Source organism: Candidatus Lokiarchaeum ossiferum (genome assembly GCA_025839675.1).
Classification (GTDB): domain Archaea; phylum Asgardarchaeota; class Lokiarchaeia; order Sigyniarchaeales; family Promethearchaeaceae; genus Lokiarchaeum; species Lokiarchaeum ossiferum.
In genome coordinates this window covers 1,410,133-1,432,930 of the sequence record CP104013.1, presented here as the reverse complement: position 1 = coordinate 1,432,930, position 22,798 = coordinate 1,410,133, and the positions used below count along the sequence as shown (strand labels likewise).

The 22,798-nt window shown below is 34.5% G+C and carries 18 protein-coding genes and 1 tRNA gene; 12 read left to right on the top strand and 7 right to left on the bottom strand.

All coding sequences use genetic code 11. The features are described from left to right. The first annotated feature begins 283 nt into the window (after nucleotides 1-283). The 5 genes from NEF87_RS05750 (at nucleotide 284) to NEF87_RS05730 (ending at nucleotide 4,034) form a co-directional block, all read left to right on the top strand. Nucleotides 284-1,069 carry an Fpg/Nei family DNA glycosylase gene (locus NEF87_RS05750; protein ID WP_457919037.1) on the top strand — a complete coding sequence of 262 codons (786 nt, stop codon included), beginning with the start codon at nucleotides 284-286 and terminating at the stop codon, nucleotides 1,067-1,069. Nucleotides 1,070-1,279: 210 nt separating this feature from the next. Then, the gene (locus NEF87_RS05745) at nucleotides 1,280-1,957 is read left to right on the top strand and encodes a YhbY family RNA-binding protein (protein WP_457919036.1); all 678 of its coding nucleotides are present in this window, start codon (nucleotides 1,280-1,282) and stop codon (nucleotides 1,955-1,957) included. 32 nt (nucleotides 1,958-1,989) lie between these two features. After that, the gene (locus NEF87_RS05740) at nucleotides 1,990-2,418 is read left to right on the top strand and encodes a ribonuclease P protein component 4 (protein ID WP_457919035.1); all 429 of its coding nucleotides are present in this window, start codon (nucleotides 1,990-1,992) and stop codon (nucleotides 2,416-2,418) included. Between the two features lie 31 nt (nucleotides 2,419-2,449). Continuing rightward, complete coding sequence (locus tag NEF87_RS05735; protein ID WP_457919034.1) at nucleotides 2,450-3,127, top strand: hypothetical protein; 678 nt, start codon at nucleotides 2,450-2,452, stop codon at nucleotides 3,125-3,127. A 130-nt stretch (nucleotides 3,128-3,257) separates the two neighbouring features. After that, entirely contained in the window at nucleotides 3,258-4,034 is a 777-nt protein-coding gene (locus tag NEF87_RS05730; RefSeq protein WP_457919033.1) for a methyltransferase family protein, read from the top strand. A 97-nt stretch (nucleotides 4,035-4,131) separates the two neighbouring features. Here the strand turns inward: NEF87_RS05730 and NEF87_RS05725 are convergent, their stop codons facing one another. Next, a complete protein-coding gene (locus NEF87_RS05725; protein ID WP_371805438.1) occupies nucleotides 4,132-5,922 on the bottom strand; it encodes a hypothetical protein in 1,791 nt (596 codons plus the stop codon). An 828-nt stretch (nucleotides 5,923-6,750) separates the two neighbouring features. Between NEF87_RS05725 and NEF87_RS05720 the strand changes: the two genes are divergently transcribed. After that, nucleotides 6,751-6,825 (top strand) — tRNA-Gly (locus tag NEF87_RS05720). Nucleotides 6,826-6,988: 163 nt separating this feature from the next. On the opposite strand, the gene NEF87_RS05715 is transcribed toward NEF87_RS05720, so the two are convergent. Together NEF87_RS05715 and NEF87_RS05710 are read right to left on the bottom strand one after the other, a co-directional pair. After that, the gene (locus NEF87_RS05715) at nucleotides 6,989-8,122 is read right to left on the bottom strand and encodes a winged helix-turn-helix transcriptional regulator (RefSeq protein WP_457919032.1); all 1,134 of its coding nucleotides are present in this window, start codon (nucleotides 8,120-8,122) and stop codon (nucleotides 6,989-6,991) included. Between the two features lie 79 nt (nucleotides 8,123-8,201). After that, a complete protein-coding gene (locus NEF87_RS05710) occupies nucleotides 8,202-8,810 on the bottom strand; it encodes a hypothetical protein (RefSeq protein WP_457919031.1) in 609 nt (202 codons plus the stop codon). Nucleotides 8,811-9,222: 412 nt separating this feature from the next. Between NEF87_RS05710 and NEF87_RS05705 the strand changes: the two genes are divergently transcribed. The 3 genes from NEF87_RS05705 to NEF87_RS05695 all read left to right on the top strand — a co-directional run bounded on the left by NEF87_RS05705 (nucleotide 9,223) and on the right by NEF87_RS05695 (nucleotide 13,838). Further along, nucleotides 9,223-9,945: a two-component system sensor histidine kinase NtrB gene (locus tag NEF87_RS05705; RefSeq protein WP_457919030.1), complete on the top strand. Its 723-nt coding sequence runs from the start codon at nucleotides 9,223-9,225 to the stop codon at nucleotides 9,943-9,945. Nucleotides 9,946-10,188: 243 nt separating this feature from the next. After that, nucleotides 10,189-11,559 (top strand): hypothetical protein, encoded by a 1,371-nt coding sequence (locus NEF87_RS05700; protein WP_457919029.1) that lies wholly within the window; start codon nucleotides 10,189-10,191, stop codon nucleotides 11,557-11,559. 218 nt (nucleotides 11,560-11,777) lie between these two features. After that, a complete protein-coding gene (locus NEF87_RS05695; protein ID WP_457919028.1) occupies nucleotides 11,778-13,838 on the top strand; it encodes a hypothetical protein in 2,061 nt (686 codons plus the stop codon). Nucleotides 13,839-13,897: 59 nt separating this feature from the next. Here NEF87_RS05695 and NEF87_RS05690 read toward each other — a convergent pair whose 3' ends face one another. The 4 genes from NEF87_RS05690 to hutH form a co-directional block, all read right to left on the bottom strand. Then, nucleotides 13,898-14,698: a hypothetical protein gene (locus tag NEF87_RS05690; protein WP_457919027.1), complete on the bottom strand. Its 801-nt coding sequence runs from the start codon at nucleotides 14,696-14,698 to the stop codon at nucleotides 13,898-13,900. 123 nt (nucleotides 14,699-14,821) lie between these two features. Continuing rightward, complete coding sequence (locus NEF87_RS05685; protein ID WP_371805431.1) at nucleotides 14,822-16,492, bottom strand: formate--tetrahydrofolate ligase; 1,671 nt, start codon at nucleotides 16,490-16,492, stop codon at nucleotides 14,822-14,824. 18 nt (nucleotides 16,493-16,510) lie between these two features. Next, nucleotides 16,511-17,770 carry an imidazolonepropionase gene (gene hutI / locus NEF87_RS05680; protein WP_457919026.1) on the bottom strand — a complete coding sequence of 420 codons (1,260 nt, stop codon included), beginning with the start codon at nucleotides 17,768-17,770 and terminating at the stop codon, nucleotides 16,511-16,513. 20 nt (nucleotides 17,771-17,790) lie between these two features. After that, entirely contained in the window at nucleotides 17,791-19,317 is a 1,527-nt protein-coding gene (gene hutH, locus NEF87_RS05675) for a histidine ammonia-lyase (protein ID WP_457919025.1), read from the bottom strand. 210 nt (nucleotides 19,318-19,527) lie between these two features. On the opposite strand from hutH, the gene NEF87_RS05670 reads away from it, so the two are divergent. From NEF87_RS05670 to NEF87_RS05660, 3 genes are all read left to right on the top strand, one after another. After that, entirely contained in the window at nucleotides 19,528-20,721 is a 1,194-nt protein-coding gene (locus NEF87_RS05670) for a hypothetical protein (protein WP_457919024.1), read from the top strand. A gap of 67 nt (nucleotides 20,722-20,788) precedes the next feature. Beyond that, entirely contained in the window at nucleotides 20,789-21,478 is a 690-nt protein-coding gene (locus NEF87_RS05665; RefSeq protein WP_457919023.1) for an ABC transporter ATP-binding protein, read from the top strand. Continuing rightward, entirely contained in the window at nucleotides 21,475-22,758 is a 1,284-nt protein-coding gene (locus NEF87_RS05660; RefSeq protein ID WP_457919022.1) for an ABC transporter permease, read from the top strand. Before NEF87_RS05665 ends, NEF87_RS05660 begins: the two co-directional genes overlap by 4 nt. Nucleotides 22,759-22,798: the final 40 nt, after the last annotated feature.

The window sequence follows — 22,798 nt, the reverse complement described above, 5'->3', positions numbered from 1 at the left end:
AATTGAAAGAATCAATTGTTACTGGCATAAATGGGTATTTTATTCGTAATAGATTTCAGATTTTTGTTGTAAATTTAGAATTCCTAAATTTCCCGAAAATCATTTGAATTAAGTAAATTTGCTTTATTCTTTGTTATTAATTTTTCATTTTTGTTTTTAACATCTTGAAAATGTAATCTGTACGATATTTAGAACGATGTATTATGTTCAGATTACACAAATCCAAATCAAAAAAAAATAACCTTACCTTTCTCCTTTTAAACTATTCCGAATTGAATAAAATATGCCCGAATTACCGGAAGTAGAAGCTTTTCGACAATATTTTAACATTCACGCCTTGAATAAGGCCATCACTTCAGTGAATATCGTGGAAGAAAAGATTCTTAAAGGTAGTTCTGCCGAGAAACTGCTCCAATTTTGTCAACAAGCGAAATTTATTCAAACTTCGCGGAGAGGAAAGTTTATGTTTGCCAAGCTATCCAGTGAAGGGGGTCTTTTATTCCATTTTGGGATGACTGGTGATTTTCGCTACAGTAACTCTAATGAAAAACTCCATAAACATGATCGGTTAGTCTTTAATTTTAAGAATGGATATTATTTAGCTTATATATCACAGAGAAAATTTGGACGGGTGGAATATATAGCCAATATAGATGAATACATTAAATCACAAAGATTCGGTCCTGATGCATTAAGTATTACCCCCTCAGAACTTCAAAGACAATTGCAAGGGCGAAATCGAAAAATTAAATCTGCTTTATTAGATCAAAAAATTATAGCGGGAGTGGGGAACTTATATGCTGACGAAGCTTTATTTCAAGCACAAATTCGCCCCGATCGTCTTACAAAGGAATTATCCGCTGATGAACTTATCCGTTTAGCAAAAAAAATAAAGAAGATCATGATTCACGCTGTCCAACAAGGTAATGAATACGGGGAACCCTTCTCATCGGACTACTTTATTTCCTTCCGAAAAAAGGATGGATGCTGCCCGATTTGCAATACTCTTCTTTCCCGTCTACCTATTGCACAGCGTACGACTTATTTTTGTGAAAAATGCCAAAAATAAGCACTTAGTTTTCTCAATAATGATTTACTTCCAAACCTCGGAGGCTCTTTGTTTTCTCCTTCTTTATTCGTTGTTATTGTCAAATTCATTCGATTACCTTATTGATTCTCTTGCTACTATGCCATTTTAGCAATTTATTCATATTAAAACTATTTTGGCATGAAATTCATTTATTGTTGCTTTAAAAAGCATTAAATTTAAGGAAAATGCATGACTAAGAAAAATAGTAGAATGTCATTAGAACTCTTTCATCAAGTTAGGCAAGAACGTGCCCATGTAATTATCGGAAAAACGGGGGTCACCCCAAGTGTATTGGAGCACATTAAGAATCACTTAAAAAAAAATAAAATCGTGAAGCTCAAGGTTATGCCCGATATGGTCACAGAACATGGAATGGATCATTTCATTGCGGCAGTTATGAAAGGCTTGAAAATTGTTGTTTTAGATGCACGAGGACATACGTTTATTATTTCAAAGAAGAAAGTTACTGGATTGCATGTTCCGAAAAAATACGGGAAGTTAATTGGTGATAATGAAGAAATCACCCCTCAAGCAGATGGAGAAAGTGAAGAAGAAACCGTCGTGCTTGATGAAAATGGTGAAGTCGTTGATATGAATCCAGAATTTATTGATTATGATGATGAAAACTTACTCCATCGCATTGATCAACAAAGTGAAGAAATTTACGGTGCGATTGAAACCAAGCAACCCAAAAAGAAAGTGAAACGACCACGCCCCAATTTGCGCGACAATAAAAAATTCCCAAAAACTGCTTCAAAATCGGGGGCTCGTTCGAATAGTTCAAAATTTGGTCCTAAAAAAGGAAAATCTCGATCAGGAACGGGTCATTCTTCGAAAAGAACTCCAAAATTTAAAAAACGGAGTTAAATTTTTTCACATTTACATGGTGTTTTTCTATTATGACAGGTCATCCTCGAAATTCATCCCCCTTTCGTTTTCGTCATCAAAAAAGAAGACGAAAAAAACAGATGAAACAACATATTTTGATGCAAGATGTTGCCACGGAACGAGTAAATGATTTGCTAGATCGTGCCCATGCCATATATAGCACAAATTCAGTGCTTGCAAATCGTTATGTATTTATCGCCCGAAAAATTGCGATGGGTGCGAAAATCAATATTCCCCTATCCAAGAAACGTTATATTTGCCATTCTTGCAAAAAATTACTATCACCAGGAAACAATATGCATTTCCGAATGAATCATAAAAAGCATTATGGCTCTTACTTGAGTGTAACTTGCCACATGTGCGGCCATATTACTCGCTACATTGTGAAAGGGAAAGTTATTGACAATCGACCATCTCCCGCTAAACCATCTCGAAAATAATTCTGTTGTTTAAATCTATGAGGTTCCCCCCATGTTGCATATGATTCTTACTGAAACTGCCCTCGAAATGATACCATCCGAATACGATAAAGATCCAATAGTGAAGAAATGGATACAAAAGTTTAATAATGCTGCTCGTTTGCTTGATACTTCATTGCATCACCATCTTTTGGCTAAACTAAAAAATAGCGAAAAACGGGGTCGTCCTGATATTCTTCATCATTTTCTTTTAGATACTCTAGGAAGCCCGGCCAATTTCGCTGGTGAAATAAAAATTTATTTTCACACAAAATCTGCTTTATATTCTGTCTCATCTGATATGCGGTGTCCTCGAGATTATCACCGATTCAAAGCTTTGATGGTCCAATTACTCGAAGTGGGGAATATTCCCAAAAAAAAACCATACTTCATTCGTCGGGAAACTGAAAATTTTTCCCATTGGTTAACAGCCAAATTTTCTGAGAAAAATATCTACCATTTCACTGCGGCAGGTCAAATTTATTCTTTAAAAGAAATATCAGATGCTATTGCTATTTCAGAAGAAGATTCTGTTGTTTTAATTGGTGGATTTCAAAAAGGACATTTTTCCGCAACCATTGCAAATCTTCCTGGACAAAAAATCGCTCTTCCAGATCGGGGTTATGATAGCTGGGTTGTAGTCAACAGAGTTTTAACTTTCTATGAGCAATCTAAAAAAATACTTAAATAAATTTGCTTTTCAAGTTATATAGTAATCGAAAGTTCAGTTTTTTTAGGTCATTTTTGAAGATTTACTATTCTCTTCCATTGATGTTTTTAAGTCCAGATTTCTTTTACCTAAGCAAAGGACTTGGAAAAAAATGAAATCCCAAATTGATTCCTCTAAAAAAATCCGAATAATTTTACCTATTGCTAAATTTTTTTCCCAACTTGGCTCCTATCTTGTAATTTTTGGCGGTATTTTATGGCCCATGTTTCTCATTTTTGTTCCAATTTTTTCCTTAGGTTATTTCACGCGTATTTCTTGGTATTTTATTGATCCAAGTTTGATTGGTACAAATTTGTTTGTATCTTGGCTAAATGCGTACCTTGATTGCGGTTTGTTTACAAATCAATTTATTTTCTTTGAATTTCTAATATTTGGAATAGGATTCGGTCTTTTTGTTTTTTCGATACTCTATTTTAGTATTCAAAAACAGAAAAAAGTCGGTTTGGTAAGGACAGGTATTTATAAATACATACGTCATCCGCAGAATTTAGGAATTCTTCTGATGATTTTTCCATTTGCCCTATATGTTCCTCCAGAATTTTCAATACTGCACTATTTTGGGACTTCCGATTGGGGAATTCGCATCGGAGATCTTGCATCCTTTATTCTTATTTTGTTTACAACTGTGGTTTTTTCAAAACTCGAAGAAAAAATCCTTTTTCGGCTCTTCCCTGAAGAGTATCTTGCCTATTATCTTTCCTCTGGTTTTTTTTGCCCTCGCCTCAGATCCAAGAGCAAAATATCCCTTTTCTCCATTCATTCAAATAATTGGGGGTTTATATTATTTTTTTTTTCATTCTATCTATGTATAATTGGGCTTTATATCATGTTTACTCTCGTTCCTGTCCAATATTTTCTCTATTATTAATTCAAAGGCTAAATTCGAATTTTTTTACTCTTCTTGAAGATCATTAGAAGATTAAGTAAACAGCAAAAAAAAGGCAAAAAATGGGAAATAATGTCAACTACTTCAATTGAATCCAAAATGATCGTTTTCTCAGTAAGAACAGGCAAGAAAAGATTGAAATTGCACCAGTCCAGAAAAGGGAATATCCTGGAATAATTAATCTCTCGACGTCTGCAGTATCATCTGACTGAGTTGATGTTGAGCTGCTGGAGGTTGTGTCAGTGCTACTTGTTGTCTTTGTTCCTGATCCTTCGATATCAATGTAAATTCCATCTCCTTTTCCTTGCGCATCCATGGCGGTGAGAATAACATTTTCCTTGGACAATTCCCGAATAACTAAAATATCATGGGTGAAGAATCCTTGAGTGTCTGTAGGCACGGTACCGATAGATTCCCCATCAAAATATAAAGTTACTGTTGACTCGGGACTAAAATTTGTGCCATTGACTGTTAAATAACCTCCTGCTGTTGTAAGTTCATTACTTACTGTAATTGTTTCATCCGGAATATCTCGCATGTCTACTGTTGAATTTGCGGTCCGATCTGAGTAATCCATCTCAGACCAAGACTCGAACCAAAATTTTGTTTCTTCACTAAATCTTAATGGATCTACTATAGCAGGCTCGGGAATGTCCACTTCGACAAAAACATCAAAAAAGGAATCAACCAATCCTGATCCAGTGATATTGTTCAGATTGATGGTATCCATTCCGGGGCTGGGAAGGAACGGTAGTGGAGGGAGATCTATCCAATCACTTTCACCCCATGTGTGAGGTGTCAATTCAAATACCCCCATATTACAAAATAAATCTATCCAGATATCTGCTCCATCAAGTGGATTACCATGATTTGGATCCGCATCAATAATTAAATTAAAACTCACTATCCCTGCTGGCATATCGGCAAGTTGTAAGCATAACGTCATTTTTGGATCTGTATAATTGACTGAAAAACCTCCTTGGATGATATTAGAACTTTTTTTCTCTGGAGTTAATGATTCATTTCGTTTACCCGGTGATATTCCTCCTTTCAAGGGTGTGATTCCGTCCGTTTTTGTAGTTGCTGGCTTGGCAGGACGGGTTTTAACTCTTGCTCCTGGGAGTGCAGAAGCATTCCCATAAATTGCATCATGGCCTGCAGTTGTCATATTGTTTCCCGTTCGATCACTTCTCCGACCCCATAAATTATACCCTTGATCTTTTTTGGTCACATTCCCATCGCCGTCGATATCCCAACCGCGATCATCGGTTTTATCACCATCACCGTCTAAGTCTTCCCCTGCGGGTTGTGATTGTCCGTGACTTTGCCCAAGGGCATGTTGAACTTCATGTGCCCAAGTGGTTCCATCTGTCCCTTTCCTTACAATTGCTGAATGAGCACCTCCCACAATACACATTCCGTTGGTATTATTATCACCTAGGGAATTGGTCACTGTAATGCTAACTCCTTTTCCTCCTGATTTCTTAGCTGCATCACTCCTCACCTTGGTCCTGTGGGTCGCATTATAATCAATTTTTCCATCCCCATTTCCCTCTGGATCAGGCACTGTATTGATTGTTCCATTCCACACGAATATAACCACCTCGCAATTATATATCTCATTCATTTTCTTGACTCGTTCTTCTACTTCTGCCTTAGTTAGATTGGTACCTTCCACAACATTAATTGTTAATGGCACTACCACATAACTGGAACGGGGTTTGTTAGTCGTAGATGTCTGTGGTTCTTTTCCATCGGAGATTTTTGCTGATATATTCTCTTGAAAACTATGAATCTCATTGAAATTTGCTAATCCAAAAGCCACAATAAAAGATACGATAATTAGGATATTCTTTGTTTTATTCTTCATTTTTAAGACCTTAATATAATCCGTACTCCAACATTGTTTTTGATCCCTATAAATTACTAGTCATGTGACGATACCGACATAATTTAGCCGATTAATGAAATTTTCTTAGTTGTGGACTAATTTCAGTGAAATATTTTCCTTTATCATGTTTAAATATATTTTTACTTCTTATACTGAAACCTTTGGTTTTAATTTCCATTTTTATTTCCTTATACGTGTGGGAAAATATATTTGAGTGAAGACAAAAAAATGTGGCGCTCTTGATGGGCATCAAACATTAATTTTTCATTGGAAAGGAAATCTCCTCAGATTTTAGGTTCTGAAAAATTTTGTGGATTAACATATCGAAGGGCTTTGAATCTCCGGAATAGATTATTTTATTTAATCTAACTGTTTCATGAATGAGGTTTTTCATTTCGAATTTTTTATTTGCTTTCTTTATAAAGCGATATACTGATTATTTTGCGTAATATAATCGGCTTTTGAAAACAATGAGCACAATAAGACCCTTAAATGGTTGCAATATGATTGTATAACCTCCAAACTTCACTCGATCCAATTTGATTGTTTTCTTTTATGGGATTATTTGCAAATATTCTTTTTTCAAGATATATCTTCATGGTTGGAACAAAGAATTTTGATTTGATTTGAAAAGCTTAAAAGTTGGTTTCCATCATATTTTTTTGATTCTTCATCGTAATTTGAGTTTGATAAGCATCTTTCTATCCACAATATAATAAGTTAAAAATGTCAATTCAAAGTTAGAATCAAAAATTTTAAAACTCATTATTCACTTAACTTCTTGTTATTATTAGACAAATCATTTGTGCGCCTATAGTGTAACGGTTAGCATTTCGGGTTTCCAACCCGGAGATCCGGTTTCAATCACCGGTGGGCGCACCATTTTCCCTTCTTTTCCAAACATATTGTTAATGGAATATAATTACAAGTTAAAATTTCTTCTTAAAAAGTTATAAATTTGTCCATTTTTGCAGTTTTGAGAAATTTTTTCTAATTAAGCGTAAATTTTCAATCGGAATGCCCTTTTTAGATAAGAAAAAACTCTTTAGCGAGATTTTAATATTTTTTCCAACACATCATAAATTATAAACTGGTCCGTTTGAATCCAATCATGCTGATTTTCATTAAAATTGGATGTTTCCAAGGAAAATTTTTCAGAATGTGGGAAATCAATAAAGAAAAAGTGTATTTCACTTAAAATTGGTCGTAAGTTTAATAATAATTCTGCTAACTGAAATGTAGATAGGTGCAAATACCAATAAACTAACGTCTTGTTATATTTAAAAGTTGAAATAAAAGGGATTGGAAATTGTTTTATTTTCACTGCCAATTTTAGGATTTCTTCTTGTTCACCTCTTCCCCATAGCAAAACAGGAGTCAGAATATCTAATGTTTCGGGATGAATTTCGGCTCTATAGTCAAGAATAAAGACTTCTTTTAAATAATTAGCTTTTTTACTAAATTGCTGTTGAGAAATTTCCCAACCATTCGTTTTCATACATTGAATCATTTCTATATTCTTTCTTCGGGAATTTCTTAATAATTCTTTTAATATGAGTAAATCTATCTGCTTTAAATTAGTTAATAGTCGTTTTTCTCTATTTTTTTGCTGCTGTTGAATTGGGATTTTTTCTATTTTTTTTAAAAACCATTCATTCCAGTCAAAATTCCAAGATAATGTTTCCATATCCCAATTTTTTACTTGAGGGTGGGTATAAATTACATTTTCTTCAAAATTTAATACATAATAATTCTGAATAAGATTTTTTGTTTTTAGAATATCAAGAAGTTCTTGAATTTGGTGCCTCGTTCCCTTGGGTGTACGATATTGGATTGAAAATCCATTTATTTTTCCATAACAGCGAGCATAGTACCAAATATAAGGATGTTCTTCACATAATGTAATAATTGACTTTATTTGGTGGGTTTGTTCTGCTTCTACAAATACTTCAAAGTTTTCAAAATTCAAAGCCCTTAAATTGGGAATAGCTACAATTGTTAGATATGCTGGTTTTAAGGAAGGATCTTCGAATTTCTTAATCGTCCTAAAGACCACTGATTTTGATATTTTAGTCTTCTGAGCCAATTCCTCAAAAGTGATAAATGGGTTTTCCTGAAATTCCATAAGTATTTTAAGTTCTTCTTGTTTCAAATTTCGTAATTTTGGTCGTTTTATCATTGATCTCAAACCAATAATTCTATTTTGTTTAACTATTTGTATTCCTAAATATTTTTCCCATAAAAAAAAAATGATATAATTAAGAAACTATTAGTTTTATGAATTGAGGTGTTCCCGGTCCTTCTTTACCTTTATTAAACATGGTTATAAAATCGTGGATGAATTGAGGTGTTCCCGGTCCTTCTTTATCTTTATTGAACATGGTTATGAAATCTTGGATGAATTGAGGTGTTCCCGGTCCTTCTTTATCTTTATTAAACATAGTTATGAAATCCCGGATGAACTGAGGTGTTCCCGGTCCTTCTTTATCTTTATTGAACATGGTTATGAAATCTTGGATGAATTGAGGTGTTCCCGGTCCTTCTTTATCTTTATTAAACATAGTTATGAAATCCCGGATGAACTGAGGTGTTCCCGGTCCTTCTTTATCTTTATTAAACATATTTATGAAATCCTGGATGAATTGAGGTGTTCCCGGTCTTTCTGTTTCTTTATTAAACATGGTTATAAAATCGTGTAATAAAGTTTCGTGTTTCAATTGAGAATCTATAATAATAGTTGATAAGTTCGTATTTTCTTCGATTGAATTCAAAAATAAGATTTTCCCTGCCAAAACGGTGAAATATGCCAAAATTCCAATTGAAATGAGAGCACATAGATTTATCATATTGTTTTTTTTTTGCATCATAATAAACAACCTTAAATGATTATTGATCTAGAGAAGGAGAATAATTTAAATCTTTATAAATAAATTGGAAAAATTTGCATAATATGCCAGACAAAAAATTCAATTTTGAATTAATTAAATTAAATTAAGAAATTAATATACCAATCAATGGCCCCAATTCACTTCAATAATAATGATTATTTTGTAAAAAATAATATAGAGTATGAAAGACCTCTAAAATATTCATTATAATGCTTTAGATAGAATAAAAAACAATGAAGTTGGTATGAAAGAAAATTCCAAATAAATAAATAGTTGGTGGAATATATTTTTAGTCAAGGAAGAAACAAATAACACACCTGTTAGAAATCTAATTTTCCTTTTTTTTCCCCCAAAAATCAAAATTTTTTTTTTTTAGTAAGGAGAGAAGGTTATGTTGAATCCCATGGTTTCTGAATGTCATAATAGTCGGGATATATCGGATAAATCCCTTTCACTGCTGGTTGGTGGAATTGCCCACGATTTAAATAATATTCTGACAATGATTACAGGAACTTTGTCAATGAATCTCCTTGATTTAGATCAACCTTCAGATTTGAAAAATGATCTCGAAAATGCTTTATTCGCGGCCAATAAAGCTTCAACATTAACAAATCAACTCTTGCAGTTTTCAAAGGGAGGTGATCCAATCAAGAAAAATGCCTCAATTGAAGACATCGTTTTAGATTCAACAAATTTTATTCTATCAGGATCCAGAATTAAGGTTATTTACTCAATTCCTCAAAAAATTTCGGAGATTTCATGTGATCCAAACCAGATTAGTCAAGTCGTTCAAAATATCGTACTAAATGCACGTCAAGCAATCACTGAATCAGGTATCATCAAAGTTTCAATTAGAGAATTAAATAATTTTAAACCTCACAATGCCAAATCTAACATAACGCGTTGGATAAAGTTAACATTCAAAGATAATGGGCCAGGTATTCCCGAATCTATATTGAATGATATTTTTACGCCATATTTCACTACAAAAGCAGATGGGAATGGATTAGGATTAGCTACTGCCTATGAAATCATTCAAAAACATGATGGGTATATATACATCGATTCTCAAGAAGGAATGGGTGCAGAATTCAGCATTTACTTGCCTATTTGATGATTATATGGGCTTAAAATAATTTGTCTGAGTGAAAATTAGTAATAAGTTTTATAGTTCCTAGTCATTTTCTAGTTGTAAAATTCTGGAATTTAAGAGTTTTTAAATGCTTTAATTCTACGTTTTGCTTTTATTTCTTAATTTTTGGAGTTTTGTTGCATCGAAGATCTAGAAAGATAGTCACAATTCCTTTAGGTTTCAAATTTATAGATTCATATACAAAGTTGTAATGATGGTTAGAATATGAAATCGGTAAACAAAATATTAATTATGGTTATTTCCTCCGCTATACTTCCTGGTATATCTGCATTGAACAGCGTGATGGCAAATGAATTGGAAGAAAATCAAACTGCTATATATCAATTACGCACTATCGATCAACTCAATATTTCTCAAAAACGGATTTCAAATATGAATGAAATTGATGATTTGGTGACCAGTAATGCCCAAGAAATTCGGACTTTAGAAAGTAATATGGCAACTTGGTTGAGTAAGGAAGAGGATCGGATAAGCGATGAAACTAAGGATGCAATGGATTATTCGGAACAAATTCTTTCGGAAGAAATTGATGAATATGATAAAATGAATGATTATGTAGTGGAAATGATTGGTGATTGTGACTATATAAGTAGCCAATATCGTCAGATTTTAGAAGTTGAAGTGCGATCATTGGATATATATTTACAAGAAATGGTTAGTGCAAATAATATGAATATAACCGAAGCTAACGCCACTCTCCGAAGGGAAATTTATGATAGTTTATTCTATGCCAATTCCCTTTACAAATTTAGTGAAATTCGAACCACACCACAAGTTAGAGAAATCTTTTATACTAATAGTTCAAACTATGAGAATTTAACTGTGGGAATCATAGAACAACAAAATTTAACAGATGTATTTCCAAGTGCTTTAGATTTCACGTATCCTCATACTTTTGATATTATCAATAAGACTTATACCGATCACTCTGAAGAATTATTTGGAAATTTCTATATTCTTCAATTTAATATTTCAAAGCTATGGAACATGGCTGAATTATATTTTGAAGCCCGATGGGCCTCCATTTGGGAAGAACACGATTCTCGAACGGAAACTATTAGTAACGATGAATATATGTTACGATCACTATTGTATAATCAGTGGAATGCATCATTACAAGAAATTGAATTGGCTTGGCAATCGTCCGATAAAGAGATTCAAAATTTAACCACAAAACTAGAAAATGATTTATTTGAGTTTTCTCAAATGGTCAATACCAAAACTGATGATAAAGAACAATTCATTGTCATTGGTTTAAATCAAGAACGATCAAAACTAAGTATCTCTATATCTTTTATGGGATTTGCCATCACTTTACTAGGGACGGCTGCTGATGTGAAAAAGCGGGAGGTGGCAATTGCAACCCAGCCTCCAAAACACATTATCGAAGGGGATAAGGCTCTTGTTCAAGGTATTTCGGAATCATCTGGTTTAGTGGAAATCGCTCCTACGAAATCTGAAATTATGAAGATGTATATTGGCCCCATTATAGCTATGGGATTACTAATTGCTGGATTAATATTCACATATACTGCATTGAAATTCTATCTTGATTACTCCGGTTTTTTAGCATAATTTGACAGAAGTTTACTAAATGTCAAATTTATAATGTTTTTTCCTAATTTTAAAATTAAATTTCTAAAAACAAGTTGATACGGGTGATTCTTTTGATTTTCGCGTTTGTAATGGGGAAAAGTATCCGACACTTTTTAAATATTATTGACGGAGATATGCTAGAATCGTCAGTTGTGTGAAACATTAATAACAATTGATTTAGGAAATTAGTGATAAAAATGAAAAGAAAAGTTATGATGTGCTTGATATTACCTATGTTGTTTATAGGTTCGTTTATCTTGGCACTAACGATGACCTCATCTGCGACAACTATTGATGAAACAATCATGAAACAACCTATGGATATTGGACCACGTCTCCGGGAGACAAAAATGTCTGATCTTCCTTCTGTGTCAAGTCCGGAAATAAATGTGGCTGACGCAATTTCTACCCTAGATGGTGAAGATTATTATCCTATTGGAGCTATTGTAAATTGGTATTGTTTGGATGATTATAGTGCTGATGTGCCTGACGGAATTTTTGTAGACGCGTTTGAACTGCGAGCCATTGGTGAACACACTGAAATTTGGGTCCAAGTTGATATGAGTTTTCCAGATAATAGGGATACTCCAATTATCACCGATGATCATGTAGATTATATGATGGATGAATTTGAAGGAAATATCTATCCTAAAGTTTCAAGCTATTTTGGAGTTCCAGAATTTCATGATGGAACACTTGCTGAACTTAATGAGTCCTATGTAGATCCCGCTGGGCGTGATGTTATTTTAATCTCAAATATAAGGGATGAAGCCTACTATGATGATAGCTATCCTTATTACATTGTTGGATTTTATTGGGGAGTCTTTGAAGATGCGTTTGATCGCAACATTATTTCAATTGATAGTGCAGATTGGGATAATCGAGCTGAAATGTACATGGGAACCGTAGCTCATGAATACCAACATTTAATTCATGATGACTGGAATCCTGATGATGATACCTTCATGAATGAAGGATGCTCAATGTATGCTGAACCTTTATGTGGGTATGGAGTTTCATGGGGTGATATTGAAGCCTATTTGGCCACACCAGATAATTCATTAACTGAATGGGGTGATCAAGGGGATATTAATATATTAGCTGACTATGGATGTTCTTTATTATGGTCGATCTATTTAGGTGATCATTATGGAGCCGAGTTTCTGAGTTATTTTGTTAAAACTGGTATTCCTGGAATCTTAGGTTTAAATAATGCCCTAAACCATTTTGGCTATACTGAAACCTTTACTGAAATTTACCATGACTGGAGGATCGCGAATTTACTTCATTCTGATTATGCAGGAAATGAAAAATATAATTATATATTTATAGACATCGGAGCTTACTTTGAAGAAAATCCTGCACGAATTTATAATGTTATGCAACCATCAGTTACCGATTATTTCGGATCTGATTTTGGAGAAACTAAATCTTATTTAAATGACAGAACTGGGTTCACTCGATTAGGATCCTATGGTTCTGACTATATAAAATTCAATAATTTGAAAGAATCATTCCTTCCTTCATTTGAATTTAATGGGGATGATGTAGCAGATAAACCAACATGGATTCAAGTGGATCAAGATGGTGACGGTGATCTAGAATGGTATTCCACATCTTCTATTCCAGAATATGATTTGGCATTGACTGCTGAATTTGATCTTACTGGATTTGTAGATCCGGTGTTGAATTTTGAGACTATGTACATCATCGAACATGAATGGGATTTTGGTTTTGTACAAATTTCGACTGATGGCGGTGAAACTTGGACTTCGTTAGCAAATGATTATACTACTGATGAAATTCATCCTGACGGCTATCCCGCAATCAAAGAAGAACTACCTGGTTTGGATGGTGAAAGTGATGGATGGATCACTATGAAATTCGATCTTTCCGCATATTCCGGTGAAGTTATGCTAGCCTTCCGTTATATGACTGATTGGGGGACTGAAGAAGAAGGGTGGTATGTAGATAATATTGCAATAAATGGAGTAATTATTGATGATGCTGATGATCTTGTCATTTTTACCGCTCCTGCTAAACCCAATACTGATTTCATTGTAACCTTGATTAAAGTTGATATTGTTGATGGAGTCGAATTATATTCCAATATCATGACATTAGTTCTTGATGACTTGTCGGAAGAAACCCTCGAAGCTATAGACTTAGCAAATTATGCAACTGGTGATCATACTTTAATGATTGTGAGCTGCACCGAAGGTCTCGCTGACTATCAATTTTCAATTCTACGTAATTAAAATTAGCGAAATCAATCATTTTTTTCTTTTTTCCTTTCCTCTCGATTTCTATCATTAATTTAATTCGCAAAAATCTCTTCCACTTTTTTATTTATGAACCATTGTTTTATCCACAATCCCTTTAAATTATCTTGATCTATGACTTGACTAATGCAGGAAAGGGGTACCCAAGTCGATTTATGTCCTGCTATCTGAAAGGCGATCGCTTTTTCACTTCGGGTTTGAATTTCTCCGGGCACTAAATAACAATCATTTTTCTGTTCCAAAGTCGAAATCCAAGCGTTTGGATCTTGAGATGTTGATGAATTAAATTCAAGTTTAGATGATTTCATTTTTTGATCAAAGAAGTTAGTGGATGCAGTGTTTGAATATATCTTATTCTCTTGAATGGGGATAGATTCTCGTGATGGTGCTTTGATCTCTTCCATATGGGGATTACTAGTAGATTTCACCATTTCACTTTTGGTGGCGTAAATAATTTTTTCGTTATAAATATGTTGAAGGAGATCAGTGAGCAGTTTCGTTTCTGGAAATTTCATGTATTTTTGATATCCTGGTACTGAAATTGTTAAGGCGTCATTGCGTTTTTCAAAGGTAATAGGGGTTTGTTCTTGCCCAAATCGATGCACTGTACTCCATTTTTTTGATGTTGTTTGGTTGTCAGATAATAATTCAAGTATTGCTATCATTTCAAGAAGATTAAGCTTGATATTTTTGCCTTCCTTTTTTGAGGGTTTTTCCCAATACCCTTCAGGTCGTTTTTTTAAAAAGCGGAGATATAAACTGGCATCGGTCCATTCCGATGAATCCAATAATAGTCCAACTTTTTGTCCAAAAAAGGAATATCGATGTCGTTGCATAATAGATCAAGTATTTTTATTTGTTTTTCTATAAAAATGTCGAGATATTCTCTTCTCAATGTTGAAATACCAGAATAATCAAGAAAAAAAATGAAAAATCATGAAAAAAATAAAATTATTTTATCAGAATAGTCCGACTACATCACCATCGTAATCAATGTCAATGGATTCGGCTGCAGGATTTAATGGTAATCCGGGCATTCGTAACATTTTTCCTGTAATTGGAATCAAAAATCCGGCTCCTGATGCAATTAATACTCGGCTTACCTTCAATGTAAATCCGGTTGGTGCACCCATTAGTGTAGGGTTATCAGAGAAAGATTTTTGTGTTTTTGCAATGCAAATGGGGAGTTTACTTAAATTTAGTTTATTAATAAACTTGATATCTTCTATCGCCTCTTCCAGAAATTCAACATCATCTGCCCGATATATCTCCTTGGCAATAATCCTGACTTTTTCTTCTACCGACTGATTCCAGTCATATAATTTATGGTAGCTTGTATTTTTTTGTTCTATATGGCTTAATACTAATTTCCCCAATTCTTCGCCACCTTCTCCTCCCTTTTCCCATACTTCGGATAGAGCCACATCAAAACCTAATTCTTTACAATAATCGATAACTAACCGCAATTCATCGTCTGTATCCGAAGAGATTTTATTTAAAGCGACAACGCAGTCGACTCCAAATTTGCGTGTATTCTCTAAATGGCGTCCTAAGTTGACCAATCCTTTTTCCAAAGTTTCGGTATTCTTCAAAGTGATTCGATCTAGTGATTGTCCGCCATGCATTTTCAACGCACGGATGGTAGTAACCATCACCGTTAAATCTGGTGTGAATCCTCCATAAGGGCATACGAGATCAAAGAATTTTTCTGCCCCCAAATCGGATCCAAATCCTGCTTCGGTCACAACGAAATCATTAGAATGTAAAGCCATCTGGGTGGCAATAATCGTATTATATCCTTGGGCAATATTTGCAAAAGGTCCTCCATGCACAAAGGCAGGATTATTTTCCATGGTTTGAACTAAGTTTGGTTTAATTGCATCTTTAAGTAGCACGGTGATTGATCCTTCTACTCCTAAATCATGCACATAGACGGGGTTACCGGCATAATCAAAACCTAAGAGAATATTTCCAATTTTCTCTTTTAACTCTGATATATTGTTAGAAAGGCATAAAATTGCCATGATTTCAGATGCTGCAGTTATATCAAAGCTACTTTGATGCGACACTCCATCAGTATGTCCTCCTAATCCTACAATGATATTCCTTAGAGCTCGATCATTTACATCCAATACACGATTCCACAAAATTCGTTTTGGATCTAAATCAATTTTATGGCGATAAATAGCATTGTTCAAAATTGCGGCTAACATATTGTGAGCAGATGATATTGCATGGAGATCTCCAGTGAAATGGAGATTTATATCTTCCATAGGGATTACTTGTGAATATCCTCCTCCCGCTGCCCCTCCTTTGATTCCAAAAACAGGACCTAATGAAGGTTCACGAATGCATACCGCAGCTTGCTTGTTCAATCGATTTAATGCTTCGGTTAATCCAATAGCGGTTGTGGTTTTACCTTCTCCAGCAGGTGTCGGGCTAGTGGCGGTGACTAGAATGAGTTTGCCTGGTTTGTGCTTCTTCTGGCATTTAAAACAGAAATCTAAGCTAATTTTAGCCTTGTCCTTCCCATAAGGTTCTAAAGCTTCTTCGGGGATTCCCATCTTCGCAGCAATTTCGGTGATGGGTCTAGATTCTGCTGCTCGCGCTATCTCAATATCTTGTTTCATTATTATTCCCTCTTTTTTTTAAATTATCCGGGTTCCTTGTTTCCAAATTAAACTCGGGCGTAAAATTCCTTGATTGTAGAATATTTCTTGATATTTTGAACATGGAAATGCTAGCATATCTGCGAGTTTTCCTTCTGAAAGTTCTCCACGATCATTCAAATTCAATGCTAGAGCAGCACGATTCGTAATCGCTGAAAGTGTTTCTGCAATTGACAATTTTTGATTGGCACCTAGGACTGCTGCTTGAATCAATAAATCTCCCATAGGTGCTGAGCCGGGATTCCAATCGGAAGCAATTACTAAACAAAGACCATTATCCAAAATTTTTCTGGCGGGAGCATATCCAACACCTAATCCCATTGAAGCTCCGGGTAAGACTGTGGCAATTACATTTCCTTCTTTCATTGCGATGATATCCTCTTCTTGACTGGCTTCCAAATGGTCTGCACTTATTGCCCCTACTTTTGCAGCTACTTTTGCGCCTCCTGTTGAAAATTGATCTGCATGGACAGTAATTTCAAATCCTAAGGCTTTGGCTTGCTCTAAGAATTTTAATGACATTTCGGAATCAAAAGCTCCTTCTTCAATGAAAATATCAACACGTTTACTAAGCCCCTCTTCTATAATTTTGGGTAAGATTTCTTTTACAATAAAATCTAAATAGTCTTCATGGGATTCAAATTCCTTCGGTTTCACATGAGCTGCTAAACACGTAGATACTAAATCGGGGATAAGATATCTGGATTCCTTTGCTTGTTTGATTACTCTTAACATCTTTAATTCATTTTCTAGATCAAGACCATATCCACTTTTGACTTCACATGTTGTAATTCCCCGTTTTAAATGATGCAAACCGCGTTCAAACAATAATTGCATTAGTTCCTTATTAGTCGCTTCCCGTGTGCATTTAACGGTGCTTAAAATACCTCCTCCTTTTTTTGCAATTTCAAGATACGATTCACCTGCTATTCTTCGAGCGTAATCATCAGCTCGCGATCCAGCGTAGCACATATGTGTATGTGAATCAATGAACCCGGGAATTAAGATTGAATCCTTTGTGATTTCAAAGAATATGTTATCTCCACGTTTTTTTTTGTAATTCTTTCGTTCTGTTTGGAATTGTTCCTCAGTCAAAAGACTATGGATTTTTTCATCTTCTATTAAGATTGCTCCATTTTCAATGATTTCTAAAGCTTCATCTTTAATCGATCCCTTTACAGGGAGATTTTGCATGGTCAATATTTGCTTAAATGGACCAATCAAAGTTTTTTGAGTCATTTCATTTTACCTAAGGTTTTTTAGATATTAAAAAAAGTAAGTAATTTCTTGCTACGGATAATTTTGGTGGCAGAATTCATATATCCAGATAATACTTCGTCATCAGCAATATGAGGTATCTTGGATCGGACATATTGATAACATTTTTCTAAAGTTGGACTGGATTTAAGGGGTCTACGAAAATCAATTGCTTGACATGCGCAGAATAATTCCACACCTTGAATTTTTTCTAAATTATCGATGATCCTCAAAGTTTTTCGGGCACTAATCGATCCCATCGAGACTAAATCCTCTACTCCGTTGCTTGTGGGGATGCTATCTGCACTCGCGGGATAACACAGAGATTTATTCTCACTAACTAATGCTGCTGAGCAGTACTGGGTAATCATAAATCCAGAATTCAATCCGGAACCCTTTATGAGATATAAAGGAAGTCCATATTCACCTTTTTCTCCCATAAGAAGATAAATTCGACGATCTGCAATATTTCCTAATTCTGACGCAGCTAAACCGGCATAATCCATCGGAAGTGCAATCGGTTCTCCATGAAAACCTCCTCCAGAAATTGCAATAGATTCATCTCCCTCCGTAAAAACATTAGGGTTATCCGTTACTGAATTAATTTCACGGGTGATAATTTCTTTAAGATGGACTAAAGCATCACGACTTGCGCCATGTATCTGGGGAATACACCGAAAACTGTATGGATCTTGCACACGAGTACAATCTTTATGGGCCACTTGAATTTCAGAATTTTCTAATAATGCCCACATTCGTTTTGCCGAAATCCGTGCCCCTGGATGAGGTCGAACTTGATGGAGCCGCTTATCGAAGGGTGATTTTGATCCCATATATCCTTCCAAACTCAAAGCAGCAATTATTTCTGCATGATCTTGGCAGTTTTGTAAACGTTCGATAATTTTAATTCCATGAGCTGCCATAAATTGAGTTCCGTTGATTAAAGCTAAGCCTTCTTTGGCTCCTAAGGCAAAATGGGTAAGGTTATATTGTGTTAAAACTGTTTGCGTTGGAATATATGTTTTTCCATTATCATTGGTAACTTCTCCCAAACCAATTAAAGGGATAAATAAATGTGATAAAGGACATAAATCTCCGGAGGCACCGACAGAACCTTGTTCTGGAACTTTGGGGATATAATTATTGTCAATATGCCAAATAATACGTTCAATAAGTTTTAAAGAAGTACCACTGAAACCTTGACATAACGCATGTACTTTAAGGATGAGCATAAGTTTGGCAATTTCTGCGTCAATAGGATCTCCCATTCCAACACTATGAGATTTCAATAAATTTTCTTGAAGGGTTCCTGCATCTTCTTTGGATATTTTGGTGGTACACAAACTACCAAAACCTGTATTGATAGAATACACTGGTCGTTCACCTTGTGCTATTTTTTGAACTGCATTATAGCAGTGAAGCACTTTTTCTTTCGCTTTATCTGCTAATATACCTCTTATTTCATTACGAGCTATTTGAAGAGCTATTTCAGGTGTAAGATGATCTATTCCATAACAAAAATCTTCCATGTCACAAAAAATGAATAATCGTTTTTTAATCTCTTGAAAAGTATAATGTCTAAAAATAGAAGCTCACTTTTTTCGAATTTTCAATTCATTTTTTCAAATATTGTATTTTCATTTTTAAAACAATCTGAGAATGGGGTCTATACTATTTTATAAAATGTATTAGAACTTCTATTCTAAAACTTTTAAGCATTATACTGAATGTTATATTTAATGGGTTTATCTTGGAAAAAACGAACATTTTTGGTAGTATTAGTTTATTCATGTTATCTATTTGCTTTAATTTTAAGTCCGATATCCCAACGATTGGAGAATAAAATTAATTTTCGAGAAGCTTATTTCTTTGATGGGGATCAGTACGTGGAATTTGAGATTTTCAATTACACAAGTCAAGATATTTTACACCTACGTTTGGATGGGAGTAAAATCAATACCACCCACACACAAGTCACAATTACATTGGATTCAAATGTTATTGGCACTTTTTGGATGAGCCCAGAAGGGTGGGTTTATCAAAATAATACCAAAATGGAAAATATATATTCGCCTTGGTGGGTGTATGTTCCGAATGTCGTAGTATTTGCGGGTGTAAGTGAAGGCGATCTCTATGAAGTTATGGATCCCACCGGATTCTTTGGGAATTCTTCCACTCTGTATCAATATGAAGTGATAGATAAGTTCGTTTTTTATCCTGTTTTAGCTCAGCATCGAAATCTTTCAGGAGCTCAAGCAAGTTTTGAAGCAACTCTCTATGATAGTTCAACCCATCAAAAGCATGGATCCTTCATCTTTGACACCACAAGTGGTGCTTTGGAGCAAGCTGATGTGATAATTGATGGACACTGGTGCCAAATATTATTAACCGACACTTCCTATGAGATTTCGCGGAATAGATATGTTTTAGTTATTTTTAATGTCCTAATTGGTCTTTTTGTGGGGTTAATTATTTGGGTAAAAAAAAATAAAGAGCAAAAATCAAATCAAAAAGCACCTGGATGGATAGAACCAAAATGGTCATCTGAGTTTCTTTATTTATTTTTCTTAGGTGTTGTATGTACAACCCTAGACATCGTAGATACTTGGTTTTATCATGGTGTAGGATTTCTATTCTCAATTTTACTGGATTTTGGGTATATAATTTTGCTTGCCCTTGCATGCAAAAAATGGCATTATGGATATAAATGGATCTTACCCGCCCTTTTTGAATTTATTTATGCCCGTCCATTAAGAGGAAGGATGTTCATTCCTTATATCGGAACAACTTTGGCGTGGTTCGCAATAATTTGGGCAAGTGGAGTGGTATATCAAAAATATGCCGTTATTAAATCCATGAATAAAGATGTCGGAGATCTAGGCTTTGATAACGAATTGAATAAATGGGAACACCCTATGGAAAAAATTATCTAATTATTTGTCTTTTTTCTTTATAATCAAACACAATCGAAGGTTTTAAAAACTGGAAAATAAAAGTATATTGCGGTTACAAGATGTCTCTAAAACTTATGATCTTAATTCTGTGTCTGTAAATGCCTTGGTCAATATTTCGATCAATGTCATGGAAGGCGAATTCATCGCAATTTTAGGGCCCTCTGGGAGTGGAAAATCAACTCTTCTTCATCTTATTGGTGCCCTAGACCTCCCAACTGAAGGCGAAATTTTCATAAATAATATTCCGGTTTCAATTATGAGGAGGAATGAATTAGCGAAATTACGACAAAGGATAGGATTTGTATTTCAAAATTTAAATTTAGTTCCTCGTTTCACAGCACTCCAAAATGTTGAACTTGCTATGACAGTTCAAGGTGATTTTTCTCATCGGATACGTAAACAAAAGGCTTTAGAATTATTATCTTTTGTAGGGCTTTCAGATCGGGTGAAGCATAAAAATAATGAATTAAGTGGAGGCGAACAACAACGCGTTGCTATTGCACGAGCCCTTGGTCAAGAACCTTTTTTTTTATTGTTAGACGAACCAACAGGAAATGTCGATACTACAACTCGGGATGAACTAATGAGTTTAATTCGCAAAATTCATGACGCAAAAGGTATTACAACCATAATGGTTACTCATGATCAAGAAATTGCTCAAAAATGTGAACGAATTTTACATCTTGTAGATGGGCAAATAATAGATGATACTCAAAATGGAGAGAAGATGACATGAAAATTCGTGATATCCTTGGATATTCTGGAATTACATTAATTAGCCGTAAAAAAAGAGCTATGTTTACTACTATAGGTGTTGTGGTTGGTATTGCGGCTATTATTTCCTTACTCGCTTTAGGTGAAGGTTTGGAACAAACCATAAATGATGAATTTGATAAAGGATTTTCCACAGATACCATAACTATAGCAAAGCAAACTTCGATTATGTCTCGAACCGATTTTGAAGTCTCCCTATACATCAACGATTCTTCATTGGTTGAAAATCTTACTTTAGTAGAAACTGCTGTGGCGGTGCTTCAAAAACAGGTTTATTTGTCTTTAAATGGCACAGATGTGTTGACGGTTGTATATGGGATTGATTTTGAAAAATATTCTCAGCTTTATCCTAATACTTTTAAATTCAGAAATGGGTCTGGACTTGAAACGCTGAATGATTCTATTATTTTGGGTCATGATTTCTTTTTTCCTTGGGGGAATGAAAGTTCGATCGGAAATATTGGTGATAATTTGACGTTACAATGGGCTGAACGGACATCTTCCTCAACAAAAATTTATAGTTCTTCACAACAAATTAGTGGAGTCTTAGAATTTATCGGAACATATGATACTTTTGGTGCTCCCTCTGATGATGCAATTTATATGGACATTCATTTTGCTGAAAAACTTTTCAAAACTGATGAATGTTCTATGATTTTAGTTAAGCTCACTGATGATTCCAATGAAACTATTTCTACTGTTTCATTGGAAATCAAAGAAATATTTGGCGAAAACGTCGGCATTATAACTTTACAAGAAATGCGTGGAACTATAGATACTGCAACAACAATAATTACTTTGTTTCTTGCTGCGATTGGGGGAATCTCATTACTTGTTGCTGGAATTGGAATTATGAATGTTATGACGATTTCCGTTCTGGAGAGAACTCATGAAATTGGGATTTTAAAAGCTCTCGGTACTAAAGATCGAGAGATTTTTGGTATTTTTCTATTTGAATCTTTATTAATTGGGTTTTTAGGTTCAATCTTGGGTGTAGCCCTTGGAATTTTATTCGCATTTGGTGCAACGAATTTCATCAATCATAGGGATTCTGCATATATGCAGCTTAGTGGTAATGAAAATAATAGTTCTCCCCTTGATATCCAATTTTCTCCTATCTTTTCATTTCTAATGATTATTAAAACTGTTTTATTTGGACTTTGTATTTCAGTTTTCTTTGGATTTATCCCAGCACGTAAAGCTGCTAGATTATCTCCAATTGATTCAATTCGATATGAATAATTTCTTTTATTCCTCAAATTTTCTCTTTTTTAGTTAATTG

What these genes read in the sequence shown, in the direction of transcription:
- hutH (WP_457919025.1), bottom strand. Translation starts at nt 19,317, where the DNA reads ATGGAAGATTTTTGTTATGGAATAGATCATCTTACACCTGAAATAGCT.
- NEF87_RS05725 (WP_371805438.1), bottom strand. Translation starts at nt 5,922, where the DNA reads ATGAAGAATAAAACAAAGAATATCCTAATTATCGTATCTTTTATTGTG.
- NEF87_RS05690 (WP_457919027.1), bottom strand. Translation starts at nt 14,698, where the DNA reads ATGCAACGACATCGATATTCCTTTTTTGGACAAAAAGTTGGACTATTA.
- NEF87_RS05695 (WP_457919028.1), top strand. Translation starts at nt 11,778, where the DNA reads ATGAAAAGAAAAGTTATGATGTGCTTGATATTACCTATGTTGTTTATA.
- NEF87_RS05685 (WP_371805431.1), bottom strand. Translation starts at nt 16,492, where the DNA reads ATGAAACAAGATATTGAGATAGCGCGAGCAGCAGAATCTAGACCCATC.
- NEF87_RS05660 (WP_457919022.1), top strand. Translation starts at nt 21,475, where the DNA reads ATGAAAATTCGTGATATCCTTGGATATTCTGGAATTACATTAATTAGC.
- NEF87_RS05740 (WP_457919035.1), top strand. Translation starts at nt 1,990, where the DNA reads ATGACAGGTCATCCTCGAAATTCATCCCCCTTTCGTTTTCGTCATCAA.
- NEF87_RS05715 (WP_457919032.1), bottom strand. Translation starts at nt 8,122, where the DNA reads ATGATAAAACGACCAAAATTACGAAATTTGAAACAAGAAGAACTTAAA.
- NEF87_RS05710 (WP_457919031.1), bottom strand. Translation starts at nt 8,810, where the DNA reads ATGATGCAAAAAAAAAACAATATGATAAATCTATGTGCTCTCATTTCA.
- hutI (WP_457919026.1), bottom strand. Translation starts at nt 17,770, where the DNA reads ATGACTCAAAAAACTTTGATTGGTCCATTTAAGCAAATATTGACCATG.
- NEF87_RS05735 (WP_457919034.1), top strand. Translation starts at nt 2,450, where the DNA reads ATGTTGCATATGATTCTTACTGAAACTGCCCTCGAAATGATACCATCC.
- NEF87_RS05700 (WP_457919029.1), top strand. Translation starts at nt 10,189, where the DNA reads ATGAAATCGGTAAACAAAATATTAATTATGGTTATTTCCTCCGCTATA.
- NEF87_RS05745 (WP_457919036.1), top strand. Translation starts at nt 1,280, where the DNA reads ATGACTAAGAAAAATAGTAGAATGTCATTAGAACTCTTTCATCAAGTT.
- NEF87_RS05750 (WP_457919037.1), top strand. Translation starts at nt 284, where the DNA reads ATGCCCGAATTACCGGAAGTAGAAGCTTTTCGACAATATTTTAACATT.
- NEF87_RS05670 (WP_457919024.1), top strand. Translation starts at nt 19,528, where the DNA reads ATGGGTTTATCTTGGAAAAAACGAACATTTTTGGTAGTATTAGTTTAT.
- NEF87_RS05705 (WP_457919030.1), top strand. Translation starts at nt 9,223, where the DNA reads ATGTTGAATCCCATGGTTTCTGAATGTCATAATAGTCGGGATATATCG.
- NEF87_RS05730 (WP_457919033.1), top strand. Translation starts at nt 3,258, where the DNA reads ATGAAATCCCAAATTGATTCCTCTAAAAAAATCCGAATAATTTTACCT.